The sequence below is a fragment of the Chryseobacterium barbadense genome (assembly GCF_042849955.1).
Taxonomy (GTDB): domain Bacteria; phylum Bacteroidota; class Bacteroidia; order Flavobacteriales; family Weeksellaceae; genus Chryseobacterium.
The window spans coordinates 306,518-325,666 of the sequence record NZ_BAAFHL010000001.1 but is presented as its reverse complement, the minus strand read 5'-3'; the positions used below and the strand labels follow the sequence as shown (position 1 = coordinate 325,666).

Genomic DNA, 19,149 nt, shown 5'->3' with positions numbered 1-19,149 from the left:
CAATTTTTATTCATTCTTTAGATTTTTTCAAAGCGTAGCTTGCTGCTCCTAAAATGGCCGCATCTTCAAAGATGGCAGAAATTTTAACAGGCAGGTGAATATTGTTTTTAATTAAGTTTTGATTGAATCTTTCCTTAAAATAGGGATAGGCTTTTGCAATATTTCCTCCTATGACCAAAACTTCGGGATCATAAGATTTCACATATGATATGATGAACTCTGCGAAAGAATCGGCATATTCACCGAACATTTTAGTTTGGATTTCTTCAGGTTTTTCCAAAAGGTCTTTAGTTCCCGAGATTTGTTCGCCGGTTAATTCAGCATAGCGGTTAATAAACCAGCGTGTCGCCAGATAATCTTCACAAATCGAGTTTTTTAACGGAGAATCCCATAAATCTTCGTCCATAACCGATATTCCGTCGTAAAAAGTTGTTCCGAGTCCTGTTCCTAGGGTTACTCCGAAAATCCTTTTATACTCTTTCACACAGCCTCCGAATACTTCCCCTTCTAAAAAAGCAGCCGCATCATTGACAAAATGGATCTGATCATTAGAAATAGATAATCTTTTAGCCAATTCATCTTTAATATTCACCTGGTAAATATCCATAAATTTGCCCTGCTGCATGTGAGAAACCCCATTTTCATAATCGAAAGGACCGGGCATGGCAATTCCGATTAAAAGGTGTTCTTTGACAAGACTCTGTATAGCTTTCTCTATAGCGGAAATCCACGTGGAAAAGATAACTTCGCGGGGTTCAAAAGAATCGACATGTTCCCTGATGTAGGTGGAAGCCATAATTTCACGCCTTTCAGGGTGTACCTGTGCCATCGTGATATGTGAGCCGCCAATGTCTATCCCTAGTATATTTTGCATTATTTTCTTACTTTATTTTAGACAGATTGTTTGTGAAATTAAAATAGACAAACAAGAAAGCAAGTTAAGTATTTTCATACGAAAAATGCTTCTTGTCGTCCATTACAGACGCCAATTTTAATCCTAATTTCTAATTTTCCGTCAGTATGCTTTCATTTTTACGATTTATTTCACAATTACTTTTCCGGAAGAGGCAGTCTGTTTTTTTGTTGATGTTATGGTATAGATATAAGTACCACTGGATAAATTCTGTGTACTTACCGTAGCATTATTTTGATCTATACTTTGTTTTTTAACGAGTTTTCCTGAAATATCATACAGTGATACTTCACTTACAGAGTTGATATTAAAATGGATATCTTCTCCTTTTTTAACAGGATTCGGATAGATACCGCTTTCTTTTTTCAAATCAATATTTTCTGTAGATAATGGAGCTGCGCAGGCTACATCTGTACTCCAGTTAGAGTTTGACATATTGATCAAAGTGGCAAAATGAGTATTGGCCGTTGCATCTAAAGCTCCACTGCCACTTCCCTCATCCATTTTCCAGTTCGCTTCAAGCCCTGTAGAATTGGCAGGAACATTACAATTATTGGCTGCAATTTCCTGTGGCGTTAATGCTTTTTTCCAAACCCTGAATTCATCAAGGAAACCGTTAAGTGTTCTTGAATTATCATAATTTCTCGCGAGGTAAAGAATACCATTTGCCGTAAAATTCCCGGTAGCGTTTGAACTTGCATCAAGATTTCCATTGATATAGATTTTCATGGAGACTCCATCATACGTTGCTGCTATATGGTACCACGTATTGGTGTTTAACCCTGTATTACTGTTAAGTTTTACCTGAGCCGATCCGAAACTCAATATAAACTGCAGTTTGTTATTGGCAAGGTTACCATCGCCAAATCTCAGCATGGCAGAATTATTATCTCCAACCTCAACTCCTATTACAGATGAAATATAAGGGAAAGCAGATTTAAATGAGTTGATCTTTACCCAACCTTCAAATGTTATGGCATTTCCGCTAAGATTAAATTGTCCCGCGTTCAGATAAGTGGTGCTTCCATTAAAGGTAAGTGACCTCGCTCCGGGACTCTGCACCGGTGTAAATCCACTGTTAAATGATGCTTCCGCCGAATATGCAGAAGTGGTAGAACCGCATACCGCCTGTATTTTCCACACATAATTGGTGTTTTGTACCAGATTCTGAAGCGTATATGTATTGGTGGTAATATTTTGGACTTCGGTCCATGTGGTTGCGGCTGCCGTTTTATATTGCAGGGTATAAGAAGACGCTGTTCCCGCATCCCAAGATAACTGAACCGTATTTCCTAAAAAGCTTCCCGATGTAAGGCCGGAAGGAATTGTACATCCGTTCCCGGAATTGAACCTTGGCGCAAAAATATAAGTACTGGTCAATGTAGGAGAACAATTGGTTTGTATTCTCCAGTCGTAATTCGTGTTCACAGTCAGGTTATTGACCGTGATATTGTTTCCTGAATAATTGCTTGCTATATTAGTCCAAGTCGTTGAATTGGCTGGCTTATAATCAATATTATAGGTTTGAGAACCATTGGAAGTCCAGTTTAATTTAGCGGAAGTTCCTGTAATATTGGTTGCTTCCAATCCCAAAGGCGGATCACACGTCGTTCCTGCTGTCCATGAATACAAAGGCCCGCTTAAAACTGTATTCTCGCCATAAAGAATGTTTGATCCCGTACTTAAATAACTTGCCGAGTTTGTCCCTTTCAAATCATACCACATGAATACTCCGTACGCGTCATTAATGGTATTGGTTGCCAGATTCGCAAGCGTAGTGGTAGAAGTATTGTTGATCCAGGTTGCTGCAGCAGAAAGCTTGGCTTTGGTAAGAGGTGGTACGTTCGGAGCGCTGTATGTTCCGTAATAGGCATTCCAGCTATAGTCTATATAATTTCCGGCGGCATCACCATTATAGGATTGTCTGGTTGTTGCCGGACCTATATAATAAAAAGTGATCAGTTTATCAGGCATTGCTGCTTTCAACTCTTGTAAAAGCATGACAAAAGAGCTGTTATTAGGCTGACCTGTCCCATTATTTCCATAATCGGAATATTCATCATCCAGATCAACGCCGTCTAAATCATAAGTATATACGGTATGAGCGATCTGTAACGCAAAATCACGTGCGGCTTCACGGGTAGGAAAGTTACAAATTCCCGCTCCCTGATGGTTTCCCAAAATATCCAGCAATACTTTTATTCCTTTTTGCTGCAAAGGCTTTACGTAGGTATTGACATCGTTCAGAACCTTCGATACATTATTGTTATTATAAATATAAGCCCTGCTTTTGGACACATCATAGTTAATGTTGGCTGCAAAAATAACCGCAACATTGAATAATTGTTTATTGCTTGTCTGTAAAGTGTAAGATCCAGCGTTCAGGATATTGTTATTATTCACTTCCACATAGCATATTCCCAAAGGGTTAAGCGGCTGAGCATTCATCAGGTTTTTGGCCTGAAAAATGAGTATCAAAAGAATAAAAAGATAAGATTTTTGCTTCATAGTATAGTCAGTTTTAATGATTGATAAAACCGGGGAATCTTGAATCCAATTCCCCGGTTTAGGTTATTATTTTACAATGAATCTTTCAACCTGTTTCAGACTTCCGTTCTGAGATTCAAATTGAATGATATAATTACCTGTAGACAGTTTCGACGGATTATACAAATGGTCTCCCACATTGAGTGTTTGAGTTTCTATAACACTTCCGCTTAAGCTATATACCGTTAGTTTCCCTTTATTGAATTCCGCCGGAACAGAAATCATAAGCTGAGAAGATCTGCTTACCGGATTCGGATACAGTTTTATTTGTTTTTTAACAACCTGTTCATTTTCTAAAGCCTTTTGATTTTGGCTTTCCGTTGCAACTAGACCTCTTTGGGTTCCCGTAGTACATGCTACATCTGTAGACCAGTTCGTATTATCCACTCCCGTTAATGCTAATGCACTTCCGTTTCCTGAATGATCCTGAACAGACGTTCCGCTTCCTTCATTAAATTTCCAATAGGCTGTAAGAGAAGTCGCAGGAAGAGTTACATTACATGTATTCTGGCTGATCTCTGTCTGGCTTAAGGCACGTTTCCACACTCTCACCTCATCTACTTTACCATTGAAGTTTCTGGATGTGTTGTATGAATATCCTACATTGAATGTTCCGCTGGAATTCACACTTCCCGTCTGGGATTTGCTGGCGTCAAGAACACCATTGATGTAAATTTTCATGGTAGCGCCATCATAAGTAGCGGCCACATGATACCAGGTATTGGCATTTAACGCCGTGTTGGAGGCTAATTTCTGTTGTGCATTGTTGATGCTTAATACAAACTGAAGCTTGTTGTTGGCAAGATTTCCATCCCCTAATCTTAATAAGGCGGAATTACTGTCACTTACTTCAGTTCCCATGATCGATGAGATGTAAGGAAATCCGGATTTGAAAGATGATGGCTTTATCCAACCTTCAAAAGATAGTGCAGAACCACTTAAATTAAGGCTTCCGGCTGATCCTGACTCACTGCTTCCGTCCAGAGAAAGAGAATATGACCCGGTTGGAGGCACTACTCCGGTTCCGCTGTTGAATCTCGGCGCGAACATATAGGTACCTTTCACACTGCAATTCGTTCTGATCCTCCAGTCATATTCCGTGTTTGCGGTTAATCCTGATATGGTAATGGAAGTTGCCGTAGTTGCTGTTGCTGCATTAGTCCAGGTAGTGGAAGTTGCCGGTTTATAGTCTATATCATAGGTATTGGTTCCCACCGCGGTCCAGTTCAATTTAGCACTTGTTCCGGTAAGATTATTCGCTAATAATCCAATAGGAGCATCACAGTTGGTTCCCTGTGACCATGATTGTAAAGGAGTGCTTAACACCGTTTGTTCTCCATATAATGTTTGAGTCCCTGCAGAAAGCTGTGCGGTTTCATTGGTTCCGTGAAGATCATACCAAAGGAATAGTCCGTAACCGCCATTCTTGGTTTGATTGGCCAGGCTGGTCGTGGTAGAATTAGACGTATTTCCCAACCAAACTGCCGCAGGAGAAATCTGTGCATTGGTAAGAGGCGGAACATTCGGGGCGGAGAAAGTACCATACATGGCATTCCAGCTGTAGTTGAGATAATCTCCCGCTCTAAGTCCGTTCCAGGAAAGCCTTGAAGAAGCCGGCCCGTAATAGTAAAATGAAATAATTTTATCCGGCAACAGGGCTCTCAATTCCTGAACTAGCATGACAAATGAACTTGAGTTAGGCTGCCCTGTTCCATTATTTCCATAATCTGAATATTCATCATCAAAATCAATTCCGTCCAAGCCGTAGGTATTCACGGTATGAGCCAGCTGTAATGCAAAGTCTTTTGCCGCCTCACGGGTTGGGAAATTACAGATTCCCGCACCTTGATGATTCCCCAGGATAGTTAGCAATACTTTCATTCCTTTATCCTGTAATGGCTTAATATAGGTCTGTGCGTTAGTCAGTACTTTGGTCACATTATTATTACTGTATAAATACGCTCTTCCACGGCTTGTATCATAGTTGATATTGGCCGCAAAAATATTCACCACATCAAATAAATATTTATTAGATGTCTGCAGTTTGTACGATCCTGCATTCAGGATGTTGTTGTTATTCACTTCCACATAGCAAATTCCTTTAGGATTATTGCCTTGGGCACATAACGAGCCATACATAAAAAGTATAGCCAATAGAGAAAAGAGTTTCATTTTTTTCATAAATCAAGCATTTTTTGTTGGTTTTTTATAGCATTGTTAAAACAAAAATTTCAATGAGATCACAGTACTCCTTCCGTTGATTTTTCCAGTTCTCGTGCAGATCGTAAAAATTCCTCCACATTCATTTCTTTGAAGAAAAGGAGCCCGTGTGTAGCCCTTAATCTCGGGCTTTCGTTATCATAGAAGTAGGGTTTCCCCAGAACAAGTTGGACAGCTTTTAATTGTTCCACCCAGGTTTGTATGGAAAGACTGCTGAATTTCCCATTGTACCGGTAACTCGGAAAAGAGGCTTCAACCTGGCTCAGATAGCTGTTGGTAAAACTTTCATCCATTGTATTCATGGCATTGAGCGATACCGGGAAGATATGGGTAACATCCGCTGCATGGAACTGATACCAGACGTTTCTATAGCCCCAAATTTTAAGCTGAGAAAGATCTTTTTCCTTACTCCATTCTCTTACAGCTTCTGCAATGGCTTGTAAAACTTTATAATGAGTATCCGGACCGCTTCCTTCAGGATCAAACGCTAAGCTTATTACAGTTGGATTGATGTCTCTGAGCTGCTGAAGGATGGGAATAACATCTCTTTCCCTGTTGGGTTTTTCCGTGAAAATGGCTCCGGTATAAAATCCAAGTCTGAGGTGGTGAACATTCTTTGTCCGTACCCCGAAATGTGCCCAGACCAATTCTTCTTCATATTCACGGATCATTCCTTTCAATATCTGAATTTTGGGTGCCGGATTTTGTCCGTCATAGCTGGAACCAATAGTTGTGATAATTTCACTGATCTTTTCTTCCAGCTCCGATTGAGTTTTCAGATCCCAAAGCTCAACGATATTCCTTACCATTCTGTGGGAAACAGCTCGTGATTTTTCATCTGCATTCCCGGAGGCAATATGAATCAGGTAATGATAAACATCCTTGTTTCTTTTATTTTTATACCCGGCTTCAAAAAAATCCGGGTACTGAAGCATTTCTATTTCGCCCTTTTTTATAAAAGAAAGGGTATCATTCAGGATTTTCACTAAAAATTTATTGGTAACAGCCGTAAATCCTGAAGTAAGAACCGAATAATGAGATATATTAGTTTCGTCTCTTGATTGATAATGAATGTAAGGCAAAAGCCCTAAAGAAATATCATCATGATGGGGACCTGTGTGGTAGAACGTTTCATTTCCAAGCTTGTCTGTTCCTTTTTGTATTTTATTTTTAATAGAATGAATAACTGATTGAACCGTATTTTCATTGAGATCCGGAATCAATCGGGTATACTCATCTGACCTAAGGTCATCTAATGTAATGTGTTCTGCATACTTATTCAGCTTTTCAGTCAGGCTCATCACTGCCTTATCTGTTTTTTCCTGAGACCAGTCTCCTGAATGATAATATTCATCAATGGAGTCTTTCAATAAGCTTGCTGCACCTGCTGTAAGATAAAATCTGCCATTCGGAAGATGAGTGAGAACTGTTGCAGGATACAGATTGGAAGGCGGAAGCTCGAGTGCATTTTTTACCATAGGAGCCTTTGCTTCTCCCGCTGCAAAGATGATGGCTACTGCATTTTTATTATAAATGATGGTTTCCAGACCAATCGTAATGACCAATCGTTCCCGTGAAATTTCAATTCCTCCAAGATCTCCGGCGGCAACAGCTTGTGTTTCGAAATTGGTGGAGGTTAACCGTGTAGTGGAATAAGGATCAGACCCTTTAATGTTGAATGCGATATGTCCGTCCGGGCCGATCCCGCCCAGGAAAAAACCAATCCCGCCCAATTTGCGGATTTTTTGTTCATAGTCTGAACACCAGTTATCAATAAGGAAAATAGATTCTTTTTGTAATTCTTCCAAAGGGTTTTGAGCTTCACGATATCTCAGCTCAAGATTCACTTTATGATCCGGGAAAACTTCGTGAATGCTTTTACCAGAAGCCAAAGGAATTTCATTACAATTAATCAACAATGCATTTTCCGGTTTCAAGCCAAATCCTTCAATATAGTATTTGTTTACATAATGATAAAAGCTGTTGGCCTGTGATGAATCTATGGGATAAAATTCATCAATCTGAACGAAATGAAGATCAGCCAGTGATGGTTTTTCGTTGAAAACCAAATGGTGTTTTTTTCTAAGCTCAACAATATTTTCCTGATCCCAGTTTTCAAGGATATGTTTGGTCCAGAAAATAAAATATTCCGGTGTTTTTCCTGTGGGAAGGCTGATCACTCCGTCCGGGTTTTCACTTACCCATTCCAGAAAGCGGAACGCCGTAAGCATTCCCAGATTAGGAAAATTGTCCACCACAATATAGGGTACATTCACCGTATTGTTTCTCAAAGAATCATTTAAAAATGATTTTTCTACCGGGGTAAAATGATCACTGTTTCCCATTTTTCAAGAGTTTTTAACTGTATTGTTCTGTTTGAAAAAGAAAAAGTATGCTCGTTTTTGAGCCAACGTTCCCATGAGCAATGCCTGAACAAGCTTTGCCAATGTTATCATTCAAAAAAAGAAAACGGAATGTTATTTATCTGTTTACGTCAATAAATCCTGATTTTCGTTAAAGGTTTTCCATAGTAGCTCCCCGAACAGTGTATTTGCCCATGCAAACCATGCTCTGGTAAATTTCTTGTCGTCGTCCTTGTGGAAGGACTCATGCATGAAACCTGTACCACCGTGGGTTTTCTGTAAGGTTTCTATGCACCATCGGATCTCTTTTTTATCTTTGGAAGTAAGGGCTTTCATAATGATGCTCATCGGCCAGATCATATCAAGACCGATATGAGGACCTCCGATCCCTTCTGCTAATTTACCTTTGAAAAAGAATGGATTATCTTTTGACCACACATATTTTCTGGTATTGAGATATACCGGATCATCGGATTTTACAGCATCGAGATAAGGTAACCCTAATAAGCTTGGACAATTGGCATCATCCATTAAATTATAACTTCCAAATCCATTGGTTTCAAAAGCATATATTCTCCCATATTCAGGATGGTCATAGATCCCGTATTTTTTAATGGCGGCATCTACCTCATCCGCAAGATTGTTCAGCTGCTGTGCTAATGTTTTTTCATTTTTGATCTGTGAAACCATTTCTGCTGCCTGTCGCAAACTTACTACGGCAAATAAATTAGACGGTATCAAAAATGCATAAATAGTAGCATCATCACTTGGACGGAACATTGAATTGATGAGCCCTACAGGTTTTGTAGGATAGCCATATCCTCCCATCGGAATTCCGTCTGTAGCCCAGGATGTTGTACGTTCAAATTTATAGGGTCCTAAATTGGTTTTTCTCTGCTGTTCTATGAAAGTCTGTAGAGTAAGTTTTATTCCCTGTAACCATTTGTTGTCAAAAGGTTTTGTATCTCCTGTTGTTTTCCAGAAATGATATGCCAAACGGATAGGATAACACAGGGAATCTATTTCCCATTTTCTTTCATGGGTACCCGGTTTCATATCTGTATGATCATGTTCTTTCCATTCGCTTACTTTATTTACGTCATTATAGAATGCATTAGCATAGGGATCTTTAAGAATAAATTCTGTTTGTTTATGAATAACGCCCGAAATAAGTTTGTGAAGCTTTTCGTCTTTCTTTGAAAACTGCAGATAAGGAAAAACCTGTGCGGAACTGTCACGAAGCCACATCGCATCTATATCTCCGGTAATCACATACGTATCCGGATCTCCATTAATTTCTTTATAAAAAACGGTAGTATCTAATGTATTCGGAAAGCAATTTTCAAAAAGCCAGGCCAGTTCTTTATTTTTCACTTTCTTTTTAAAGGCGGCGATCGCATTTTCCACCGCTTCACTGGTAAAGTGTCTTTTATTTTTAGGTACACGGACTATGGGAAATTCTTCAATGCTTAAGCTTTTGGCAAAAACGTTCTGCGTAAACAGTAATCCTGCTCCTGCGAGTGCACTTGTCTTTATAAACTTTCTCCTTTCCATTGATACTTTATTTCGTTATTTTTTATTAATTATTTTACAGGCTTGCTTCCCATTACAAATCTAAGCTCACCGCCATTCATGATATCGCTGTGGTTCAGTTCCCAGCTTTTGAATTCTTTTCCGTTCAAAAACATTTTCTGAACATAGATATTCTTATCGGATATTTTATCTGCTATTACCGTGAAGGTTTTTCCGTTTTCCAATTGTAAGGATGCTTTCGGGAATTGCGGCGCCCCGATTGCATACACTGGTTTTCCCGGTGTTACAGGGTAAAATCCTAATGAAGAGAAAATATACCAGGCCGACATTTGTCCGCAATCTTCATTGTTGACAATTCCATCTGGTTTTGCAGCGTACATATTGTCGCGGATGTATTTTACCATTTTCTGGGTTTTGTAGGGAGCTCCTGCATAGTTATAAAGGTATGGAACGTGATGCCCCGGCTCATCTCCAAATCCTAAAGACCCGATAAAGCCTGAAATATCAACGTGCTGTTCGCCTTCCATTGTAAGCTCTTCGGTAAATGTTTTGTCCAGTTTTTCTTCAAACCCTTTCTTTCCGCCGTATAAATTGATCATCTCCTCGATCTGATGGGGAACAAAAAAGTCATACGCCCAGATATTTCCTGAAACCCAGTGAGGCTGTAGTTTTTTCCAGTCATTCAAAGCAAAATCAGGGATAAATTCTCCGTTTTTCTGTCTAGGCCAGAAATGATTGTTCTGCTTATTGAATGTATTCAAGAAACTCATTGACCGTTTTTTATACACTTCCGCTTCTTCTTTTTTACCCAATTTTTCCGCTAATTGCTGAATACACCAGTCGTCATAAGCATATTCCAGGGTTGCAGAAACTGAAGCTCCGTTTTCTGACGGAGTATATCCAAGCTTAATATAATCATTAAGGCCGCCTCCACCGTCACTACTGCTCATCTTATCCGTTAAGGAAGCATCTTTCATGGCTGCAAATGCTTTTTCAGGATCAATTCCTGGTACGCCTTTGGAAATGGCATCCCAAATTACGGAAGCACTGTGATAACCAAGCATACAGAAATTGTCATATCCGCAAAGCTCCCAGATCGGCATGTGGTCTTTTCTGTCGGTGTATCTGCTGATCAGAGAATTGGCGAATTCTTTGGTGTGTTTCTGATCCATAATAGTCAACAATGGATGAGTTGCCCGAAATCCGTCCCAATAAGAGTAGGTACTGTAATTGGTAAACCATTTGGTGTTCATATTTTCTTGGGCAGCTACATAATCTCCGTTCACATCCATATAAAGATTAGGGGCAATGAAAGTATGGTAAACCCCGGTGTAAAAAATCTTTCTCTGATTGTCTGTACCTCCCGTTACTTGAAATCTGCCGATAAGATCTCGCCATATATTTTGTGCCGTTTCTCTTGCCTTTGCAAAATCTACATTTTTTGCTTCGGAATCAAAATTTTCCTGCGCTCCTTCCATACTTACCGGAGATAAGGAAACCTTTACCTCAACACTTTCATTCTGCTGGGTAGAGAATCGCACAAACGCTTTAGCATCTTTGGCTAATGCAAATTTTTCATTATTTCTTATTTTTCCTTCTGCATAAACTCCGTAAGATTTAAAAGGTTTTGAAAATTCCATCACAAAGTAAGCGAATCTTTTCCCGCCCCATCCGTTACTGTAACAGTATCCTTTGATTGTATTGTTGCCTTCTATACTTACGAGTGTATGGTAAATATTTCCGAATATTTTGTTGGTGGGATCAATAATGATATTGGATTCTTCACTTTTCGGGAAGGTATATTTATGAAATCCCACTCTTGGAGAAGCGGTTAGTTCAGCCTTAATTCCATAGCTGTCCAGCATCACGGAATAATATCCCGGTGAAGCAGTTTCTCTTTCATGGCTGAATTTGGAACGATATCCTGTTTCCGGTTTCTCTTCCGAGCCGGGAACCATTTTTATGTCCCCCGTTGTCGGCATTACCAGAATATCTCCAAGATCCGCCCAACCTGTTCCGCTAAGATGGTTGTGACTGAATCCCATTATGGTTTTACTGCTGTAATGATATCCGGAACACCAGTCCCAATCTCCGCTTTTGGTATTCTGATCCGGGCTTAGCTGGATCATTCCGAATGGTGTGGTTGCCCCCGGAAAGGTATGGCCATGTCCTCCGGTTCCTATGAACGGATCTACCCAGGAAAGAACATCATTCTTCCGCTGTTGGGCAGAAGCATTGAGAATGAACAGAGTACATAAAAATATAAGCAGTTGTTTTTTCATAATAGGATCTCTCAAAAATGTCTTCAAGATAGGAGTTTACTTAAAAGTATGAAAACCATCACGATGATTTTAAATATGATCAAAATAAAATTCACAATGATTTTCATACAGATTCTTTTAAACTGAATTCTTTTTCATAAAATCTATAATCTCTGAAATATATCCAAAGGCAATAGAAACAACGGTATCTGCTGCTCCGTAATACACGGTGACCTTATCTCCTTCTGTAATGGCCGCACATGGGAAAATTACATTGGGGATATCCCCTGTAAGCTCATACATTTCTGCCGGAGCTAACAAATACGGCTTCGTACGGTACAATACTTTTGAAGGATCTTCAAGATCGAGCAATGCTGCTCCCATAGAATACCTGAATCCTCTGCAGGTATTGATCACCCCATGATAAAAAAGAAGCCACCCTTCTTTTGTTTTTATGGGAACAGGCCCGGCTCCGATTTTGGTACATTGCCAAGCACTGTCTTCAAATGGAGTTACTTTCATGACGCAACGGTGTTCTCCCCAATATTTCATATCCGGGCTATAGCTGATATAGATATCCCCGAAAGGCGTGTGACCGTTATCACTCGGTCTGCTTAACATCGCATATTTACCGTCTATTTTCTCAGGGAACAAAACCCCGTTTCTATTGTAGGGTAAAAAGGCATTTTCGCATTGAAAGAACTCTTTAAAATCAAAGGTATATCCAATTCCGATCGTTGGACCATTGTAGCCGTTACACCAGGTGATCCAGTAGCGGTCTTCAATAAAGGTAACGCGTGGGTCATATTTGTAATCAGACTCGATCATTTCGGTATTTCCAGCCTGCATTTCTATAGGATCATGATTGATCTTCCAATTGATACCATCCTTGCTGAAGCCCGCATAGATATTCATCTGTACCGCCTTATTATCACAACGGAACACCCCTGCAAATCCGTCTTCAAAAGGCACTACCGCACTATTGAAAATACTGTTTGAGGTAGGGATTGCGTACCTGTCTATGATCGGGTTTTCAGAGAATCGCCACATGATGTCGCGGCAATCTTTCGGGCGATCCTGCCAAGGGATCATTACTGATTGAGATGTCATAAAGTATTTTTACTTTTTATTTATATTATTTGTGATTAAGCTTGTTCTTTTTGTTGTTCTGGATATGGAAAAGGAACCAACCATGTGATGATAAATGCGGGAATGGTAGCTACAAGAACCCAGATGAAGAATAGTTTATATCCCACCCAATCGCTGATCATTCCGCTAAACATTCCGGGAAGCATCACTCCTAAATTCATAATCCCCGTTGCAAAGGCATAATGTGCTGTTTTGTGCTTTCCGGGAGCAATTTGCTGCATCATGTAGAGAATCAATCCTACAAAGCCAAATCCATAGCCAAAATATTCTATTATAACGGCTATACTTACAGGTAACAGATTAGCCGGCTGATAGTAAGCAAGCAAAGCATACACTACAAAAGGAATATTGAATGCCGCACAAAGCCATATCAATGATTTTTTCAATCCGCGGGCAGAAATAAAGTACCCCGCCAATACAGACCCTAAAATAAATGCACCAGAGCCATACGTTCCATAAATAAGCCCAATATCTGATGTGGATAATCCTAATCCGCCTGAAGACCTCGGGGCTTTGAAGAATAATGGAGCAATTTTAATGGCAAATCCTTCTGCAAAACGGTAGAGAATTATAAATAACAAGGACCCTACAATATTTCGTTTGGTAAAGAATGAAGTAATGACCTCTAATAATTCTTTACGAACATTTCCTGCTGTTTTCTCGAATTTTTCCTGTACAGATTTATTTTCTTTCGGCAAAATGAAATAATGATAAACACCTAGCGCAAAAAACAAGAGTGCATATACTCCCATGATGATCATCCATGCCTGGGTAATTCCTTTTGTCTTTTCTAAAACACCGGCGAAATACACCAGAATTCCACTACTGATAATCTTCGCCAGGTTATAGAAAGCGCCTTGCCAACCAATGTATTGGGCTTGTTCTTTATTAGTTAAAAAGTAGATGTATGTACCATCCGCAGCAATATCATGGGTTGCTCCGCAAAATGCGATGACGGCGAAAAGGGCAATACTGTACTTAAAAAATCCGGGTAAAGGAAGACTTAATGCAATCAAAGCAAACAGAATTCCTATGGCAAACTGGGTAAAAACGACAAAGAATTTTTTTGTTTTATAAATTTCCAGAAAAGGGCTCCAAAGAGGCTTCAGCGTCCAGGAAAATAAAATAAGTGCCGTCCAGAAAGCAATTTTCGAATCCGATATCCCCATATCCTTATACATGATCCCTGAAACTGCATTTACAGTAACAAAGGGCATTCCCATTGCAAAATACAATGTTGAAATCCATAAGATTGGTCGTATACGATTCGTTGCAAAACTGTTTTTTCCCATGTTAGTACAAAGATAAAAGAAAGAGGAAGTCTCAAAAAAAGAAACTATATGAAATGCCGTGATTGAGCATCTGAGACAACCTCTCTCCTTCTAGTTTATCTGATATAATGGTTGGAATTATATTTTTTTATCCCACCACAATTTGGTTCCTCCGTTATCCGGACCGCCAAGATATTGTACGGCTTGAGGATAATTAAGCGTGTTATTTCTATACTTGGTCGGAATCGGTATTCTTCTGATCATTACATCCGTACTTATGGTTCCCTGGCTGTCATTCAGAATATTTTTAAAAATAATAGGATATCCTGTCCTTCTCTGTTCTGCCCATGCTTCTGCTCCATCCGGATAGATAGCAATCCATTTCTGGGTCATGATTCTTTCCAATTTTCTTTCGAAAGTATCTCCAGCATTCCATTTGATCGTTATCGTACTTAGCATTGGATTTCCTACCGGTATATTATTGGCTGAATTTTTAGGATCAATATAAGGTGCTTCTGTGGAAGTAGCATCTGCAACATAAGCTGCATATCCTGAACTTTTCCCCCATTCTCCAAATGACATTTCTATTCCTTTATTGTAATTGACTTCTGCATCTCCTGCTCCGGCATAGCCTCTGATAGCTGCTTCTGCTTTTAGGAACCATGCTTCTGCTGCGGTAAATATTTTATTTTTTCCATTGCTCGCTGAGAAGTAATCTCCTGTTGCCGCTGCTGCGATAGGTTGTGAAAAGTCTCCATAACGGTCTTTACTTCCCCCAAGATCTACCCCCAGTCTCACTCCGATATACTGACCAGAAGCCGCTGGATCTGTAGCAGGTTTAGCATAGGCAGAAATTCTAGGATCATGGAATCCGTTCATAAATGCCATGAGAGGTGCTCCGATTTTACAATCTCCCCATGAATAAATAATATCATTAAGAGGTGAAGCTCCGCCATAGCTTACCAAAGCATTTTCTGAGTTATCATCAATTAAACCTACCGAAGATGATAAAGCTTCTTCTGCATATTGTTTAGATTTTGCCGGATCTGCATAGCTTAATCTCATCGCAAGCCTCAACTTAAGTGAATTGGCTAATTTTGCCCAGTTTGCCGTATTTCCTGAAAAAACGACATCAGATTTTTGGATGACGGTCTTATCTTCAATACTTGGAGTTCCGGTGAAAGCCTGAATTGCCTTATTAAGATCGGTAACGAAATAGTTATAAGCATCCTGCTGTGAATCGAAATCTGTGATTCCGTTGGCATTCGGAGATTCAAATTTACTGTAGATCACAGGTCCATGCGCATCGGAGACTTTCTGAGCAGCAATTACTCTTAAAATCGTAAGAATTGCTTTGGATTGTGAAAAATCTACTCCCGGGTATTTCTCCGCAGATTCTCTGAAGAAGTTTTTATACTGTTGGTTCACATCTTCCAGCTGGTTCATCATGATTCTTTCATTCCAGCCATCCATAATAAAGTAGGTGGTGTTGTTCTTTCCACCATTGTAAGGAGTAGCTGTACTGAACAAACCACTGTACATATCTGCGTTAAGGTTAGTTTGTAGCTGATAAATCCAGTTGGTAGGACTTTGCAGATTTTTCTGCATTTGCTTTAACGGATTGGTAAGAACCACAAAATCCGCAAGTAATTGTTCATTCGTAACTCCGCTATATTGTGAGTTGATATTTTCGAAATCATCAGTGCAACTGCCTGAAAATAATGCAGCCACAAGACTCAAAATAATAATCTTAGAATTTATTTTTTTCATATCTCAGGTAATTAGAAGTTTGCTTTTAAAGAGAAACCTAAAGAACGGGTAATCGGCATCCCGAACATATCAACACCCACTCCACCCGGATTTACTCCGGATACTTGTTCGGGGTCAAACGGAGCATCTTTGTAGAAGAAGAACAGGTTTGTTCCGATAATACTTAATGTAGCATCTCTGAATACTTTTGAATTCGTTTTAAGCGTATAGGCAATGGAAGCTTGTCTCAATCTTACAGCCGTGGCTTTATAAATATAAGCTTCATTGATACCTCCTCTTCCTCCAACAACCTTATAATAATCTTCAGCATCCGTTAATCCTGTGTAAGGAGTACCGTTTTCATACACGGCATTCGCAATGGAAACTCCGCCTGCGTCTCTGGAATCGGCAGATGCCTGACTCACTCCCAGTCCGTCATTAACCGACTGAGTGAATCCTAAAACCTGGCCTCCGAATCTTCCGTCTACAAGGAAACTTACATTGAATTTCCCAATATTGAAGGTATTATTCAGTCCGAGCATAAATTTCGGATTAGGATTACCAAGATACTGCTTTTCATTGCTGTCTTTAATCGGAACTCCGTTAGGATCTACTACGATTCTTCCTTGGGCATCTCTTTTAAATGCTGTCCCATAAAGATCTCCAAATGAACCACCAACCTTCAACATATTAAAGCCTCCTCCCGTTAACACGAAAAGTTTTTCAGGATCCGGATAATATTTCAAAGGTAAAAGTTCTTTGATGGTATTTTTATTGGATGAAGCATTAAGTGTTGTGGTCCAGCTGAATTTTCCATTATTGAAAACTTTATAAGACAAGCTGGATTCAAAACCTATGTTTTCAATTTTCCCGGCATTGATATCAACCTTACCGGATTGCACGCCGAAGTTGGTTGCTGCATCCACACCTTTTAAATACTGATTGCTCACCACTGATTTATAGAATGTAAAATCAAACGATAATCTGTTCTTGAACATTCTTAATTCTGTTCCGGCTTCAAAAGTCCGGTTAAATTCCGGTTTCGGGAACAAATCGCTAAACATAGCATTGCTTACAGGTGCTGAAGAATAAGATCCGGTGATCACTCCGGCATTAAATTCCGGTTGCGGAATAGTAGAAGTCGGATCCAAGGCATTTCCTACAGTAGCATAAGAAGCTCTGACTTTCCAAAAAGAAATCGCTTGTGGAAGATCAAAAATCTCAGTTAAAATTCCGTTCGCACCTATTGATTCATAATCGATCCCGTTATTTCCTGTTCCTGCTAATGTGGAAGACCAGTCATTTCTGAAAGTCAGATCCAAGTATACTTTACTCTTATATCCAAGACTCGCGCTTGCGAACACGGACTGATCCTGTCTCTGAGGATGGGTGATAATATAGCTTCTTCCGTTACCAAAAACTCCCTGCCCTTGCTCATTCCCCCAGTCTAAATTATTAAGAGCAAAAAGGTTAGCTACAAAAAGCTTATTATTTTCGATTGTGGCAATATTATATTTAAGATCGGAAATACTTGCCCCTAAGGTGAAGTCTAAACTGATATCATCATTGATTTTAGGATTACCTATTAACAAGGCATCTCCATAAATGGTAGTTTTTTCTAAGGTATTTTTATAGATTTTCCCGTTACTGTCTTTACTTCCTAAGACAGTTGGCTGAGAAAAAGCAGCCACATTTCTTTGTGAATCGGAATTAAAATAATTATAATTCCCTCTTACTTTTGCAGTTAACCAGTTATTAATGGCATAGCTTAATGCTGCAGAACCGTATACATTTTTATTTTTAGTAATTACAGGGTTCTTATTGAGTATCCAATATGGATTTTGGGTTTCATTGTCTGCAAATTCGCCATTGGGTTTTACCGCCCACCAGTTTTGTGCATCCAGGTATCTGGTTTGATCAAAATAAGAATAATTTTCAGCAAAATGATCAAAATCTACTCCTCTTGGCAGCCAATATAGGTTCGTAATCGGTGAGAAGTAAGATCCCGGCGACAGCCTGTTTTTTGAAGTTTGTAATGAGGCCATTACATTCGCGTCCAAAACAAGCTTATCATCCAAAAATTTACTTGTCGTTCTATAATTAACGTTGTATTGATCTAAATTAGATGTGGGAATAATCCCCTTATTCGTCGTATTTCCTAAAGAGAAAAAGCTGGTGGATTTTTCATTACCTGCCTGAAAACTTATACTGTTGATCCAGGTAACTCCCGTTTGGAAAAAATCTTTTGTATAATCTTTTGATGTTCCTTTTGCTCCCCAACTGTCATATGATCCCGTATTCCCATTGGCCGGATCATAAGGAGTGGTTTGAAGATAGCTGTGCTGAAGTTCCGGAAGATCATACACTCTGTCAAATGTCAAACTTGAGCTGTACGAAAGGCTGCTTCTTCCGGCAGATCCTTTTTTAGTGGTAATAAGGATTGCCCCGTTACTTCCCTGAGCTCCATATAAAGCGGCAGCTGATGCTCCCTTAAGAAAGTTAATACTTTCGATATCTTCCGGGTTGATGGTACTCAGTACGTCTCCGGTATCAGGCATTGAGTTAAAATAGTCAACATTCGGACCTCCAGTTCCGGTAACTCCCGTATTGTTAATAATCGGAATACCGTCAATCACATAAAGCGGCTGACTGTTTCTCGTAGATTTGTCCCCTCTCATCACTACTCTTACAGATCCTCCGACGCCACCGTTGGTTTTATTGATCTGTACGTTGGAAACCTTTCCGTTGATAGAGTTTAAAAGATTGGGAGTTTTTACTTCCGTCAGGTCATCTCCGCCGATTTGCTGGCTGGAGTAAGTGAGTGAACGTGCTTGTCTTTTTATCCCTAAGGATGTGACAACAACCTCTTGGATATTGGTTGTTTTAGCAGTGTCGGAAGCCTTTGTTTCCTGTGTATATCCAGACACAGAAAAGGCCAATACAACCGGTACAACTATTTTTCTCATAAATATTAGATTAGTTAAGGGTTATCTGAGAATTCACTTTATTCTTTAACTGTTTTACCGCTTTTAAAAACAATTCTCTCATTTTCCTCAACATAATGTTTCAAATGCATCAAATAATTAAAGTTTTCTTAAGATTTAATTCACATTAACAAATCTAAATTTTGTAGCCAGTCAGAT

10 protein-coding genes are annotated in these 19,149 nt (G+C 39.5%); all 10 read right to left on the bottom strand.

Annotated elements, in window-relative coordinates:
• Positions 1–10: 10 nt before the first annotated feature.
• The 10 genes from ACGHIN_RS01550 to ACGHIN_RS01505 all read right to left on the bottom strand — a co-directional run bounded on the left by ACGHIN_RS01550 (position 11) and on the right by ACGHIN_RS01505 (position 18,972).
• The gene (locus tag ACGHIN_RS01550) at positions 11–874 is read right to left on the bottom strand and encodes an ROK family protein (protein WP_390450256.1); all 864 of its coding nucleotides are present in this window, start codon (positions 872–874) and stop codon (positions 11–13) included.
• A gap of 165 nt (positions 875–1,039) precedes the next feature.
• The gene (locus ACGHIN_RS01545) at positions 1,040–3,421 is read right to left on the bottom strand and encodes an endo-beta-N-acetylglucosaminidase H (protein WP_390450255.1); all 2,382 of its coding nucleotides are present in this window, start codon (positions 3,419–3,421) and stop codon (positions 1,040–1,042) included.
• 66 nt (positions 3,422–3,487) lie between these two features.
• Positions 3,488–5,641, bottom strand: a complete 2,154-nt coding sequence (locus ACGHIN_RS01540; RefSeq protein ID WP_390450254.1) for an endo-beta-N-acetylglucosaminidase H — start codon at positions 5,639–5,641, stop codon at positions 3,488–3,490.
• Between the two features lie 59 nt (positions 5,642–5,700).
• The gene (locus ACGHIN_RS01535) at positions 5,701–8,025 is read right to left on the bottom strand and encodes a glucosamine-6-phosphate isomerase (RefSeq protein WP_390450253.1); all 2,325 of its coding nucleotides are present in this window, start codon (positions 8,023–8,025) and stop codon (positions 5,701–5,703) included.
• Between the two features lie 144 nt (positions 8,026–8,169).
• Positions 8,170–9,597, bottom strand: coding sequence for a glycoside hydrolase family 125 protein (locus ACGHIN_RS01530; RefSeq protein ID WP_390450252.1), 1,428 nt, complete (start codon positions 9,595–9,597; stop codon positions 8,170–8,172).
• A 29-nt stretch (positions 9,598–9,626) separates the two neighbouring features.
• Positions 9,627–11,858, bottom strand: coding sequence for a GH92 family glycosyl hydrolase (locus tag ACGHIN_RS01525; protein ID WP_390450251.1), 2,232 nt, complete (start codon positions 11,856–11,858; stop codon positions 9,627–9,629).
• Between the two features lie 117 nt (positions 11,859–11,975).
• Positions 11,976–12,947, bottom strand: coding sequence for a glycoside hydrolase family 130 protein (locus ACGHIN_RS01520; RefSeq protein WP_390450250.1), 972 nt, complete (start codon positions 12,945–12,947; stop codon positions 11,976–11,978).
• A 35-nt stretch (positions 12,948–12,982) separates the two neighbouring features.
• A complete protein-coding gene (locus tag ACGHIN_RS01515; protein ID WP_390450249.1) occupies positions 12,983–14,278 on the bottom strand; it encodes an MFS transporter in 1,296 nt (431 codons plus the stop codon).
• Positions 14,279–14,395: 117 nt separating this feature from the next.
• Positions 14,396–16,027: a SusD/RagB family nutrient-binding outer membrane lipoprotein gene (locus tag ACGHIN_RS01510; protein ID WP_390450248.1), complete on the bottom strand. Its 1,632-nt coding sequence runs from the start codon at positions 16,025–16,027 to the stop codon at positions 14,396–14,398.
• 11 nt (positions 16,028–16,038) lie between these two features.
• The gene (locus tag ACGHIN_RS01505; protein ID WP_390450247.1) at positions 16,039–18,972 is read right to left on the bottom strand and encodes a SusC/RagA family TonB-linked outer membrane protein; all 2,934 of its coding nucleotides are present in this window, start codon (positions 18,970–18,972) and stop codon (positions 16,039–16,041) included.
• Positions 18,973–19,149 lie beyond the last annotated feature (177 nt).

What these genes read in the sequence shown, in the direction of transcription:
- ACGHIN_RS01550 (WP_390450256.1), bottom strand. Translation starts at nt 874, where the DNA reads ATGCAAAATATACTAGGGATAGACATTGGCGGCTCACATATCACGATG.
- ACGHIN_RS01545 (WP_390450255.1), bottom strand. Translation starts at nt 3,421, where the DNA reads ATGAAGCAAAAATCTTATCTTTTTATTCTTTTGATACTCATTTTTCAG.
- ACGHIN_RS01540 (WP_390450254.1), bottom strand. Translation starts at nt 5,641, where the DNA reads ATGAAAAAAATGAAACTCTTTTCTCTATTGGCTATACTTTTTATGTAT.
- ACGHIN_RS01535 (WP_390450253.1), bottom strand. Translation starts at nt 8,025, where the DNA reads ATGGGAAACAGTGATCATTTTACCCCGGTAGAAAAATCATTTTTAAAT.
- ACGHIN_RS01530 (WP_390450252.1), bottom strand. Translation starts at nt 9,597, where the DNA reads ATGGAAAGGAGAAAGTTTATAAAGACAAGTGCACTCGCAGGAGCAGGA.
- ACGHIN_RS01525 (WP_390450251.1), bottom strand. Translation starts at nt 11,858, where the DNA reads ATGAAAAAACAACTGCTTATATTTTTATGTACTCTGTTCATTCTCAAT.
- ACGHIN_RS01520 (WP_390450250.1), bottom strand. Translation starts at nt 12,947, where the DNA reads ATGACATCTCAATCAGTAATGATCCCTTGGCAGGATCGCCCGAAAGAT.
- ACGHIN_RS01515 (WP_390450249.1), bottom strand. Translation starts at nt 14,278, where the DNA reads ATGGGAAAAAACAGTTTTGCAACGAATCGTATACGACCAATCTTATGG.
- ACGHIN_RS01510 (WP_390450248.1), bottom strand. Translation starts at nt 16,027, where the DNA reads ATGAAAAAAATAAATTCTAAGATTATTATTTTGAGTCTTGTGGCTGCA.
- ACGHIN_RS01505 (WP_390450247.1), bottom strand. Translation starts at nt 18,972, where the DNA reads ATGAGAAAAATAGTTGTACCGGTTGTATTGGCCTTTTCTGTGTCTGGA.